Below are 781 nucleotides of genomic sequence, written 5' to 3'. Positions count from 1 at the left end.
TCCATTGCCCTGCCCGAAATTCCCGAAGGAGCCTACTTGGGTACACCCTCGGGCGACACCCGCATACTCGACGCCCACATAGCCGACGGCTACCTCTACTATACGGGTAGCGACGACATCGAGCCGGGCGAGGTATATACGCTTCTCATCCCCGTGGGCGAAGGGGTGAACTACCGTATCTTTGCCATTCTCGTGCAGCTCACCGGCAACGAGGTGAGCGGTATCCAGTCGGTCGATGGGGATAACCTCCGCATCTTCACTACCCCCGGCCAGTTGCATATAGCGGGTACGTCAGCCCCGGCTATCGTCTATAACCTGCAAGGTCGCCCGGTATATCGGGGAACCGACCGCACCATCACGCTGCCCGGTGGAGTCTATATCGTGCAGGTGGGCGATACCGTGCGGAAAGCGGTCGTGCGGTAAGTGCTGTCGTTGTAGCGGCATGTTGCCTGCGATAGCATGAGAAACAGAAATTGCGTAATGCACAGAATCAAGTCCCGGCTCTTGAGGTCGGGACTTTGCTTTATCGAGAACCGGGCATCGCCGCCTACAGGTTGCCCTTCGCCTCGCCGGTCGGGCTGCGCATCGAGTATGCCAAGCAGCAGATGGTGGAGCATCCCGACCTGACGATTGCAGTCATATCCGAGGAGTCGGGGTTCCTTTCGCTGAGTTATTTCTCCCGGATTTTTACCGAAAAGGAGGGGTGCTCGCCCTCCAAGTGGCGGAAGAGTTTTGTAGAGGAGCAATAAGGCAGCCCTGTTTTTTTGTGCCTTTTCTGTCA

1 protein-coding gene and 1 pseudogene are annotated in these 781 nt (G+C 57.4%); both read left to right on the top strand.

The features are described from left to right. Positions 1-423, top strand: a pseudogene (locus B5G10_RS12740) (hypothetical protein); the annotation flags it as partial. Positions 424-473: 50 nt separating this feature from the next. Next, complete coding sequence (locus tag B5G10_RS12480) at positions 474-749, top strand: helix-turn-helix domain-containing protein (RefSeq protein WP_087425048.1); 276 nt, start codon at positions 474-476, stop codon at positions 747-749. Positions 750-781 lie beyond the last annotated feature (32 nt).

Source organism: Barnesiella sp. An55, assembly GCF_002161555.1.
Lineage (GTDB): Bacteria > Bacteroidota > Bacteroidia > Bacteroidales > Barnesiellaceae > Barnesiella > Barnesiella merdipullorum.
This window is presented reverse-complemented; position numbering and strand designations above follow the sequence as displayed.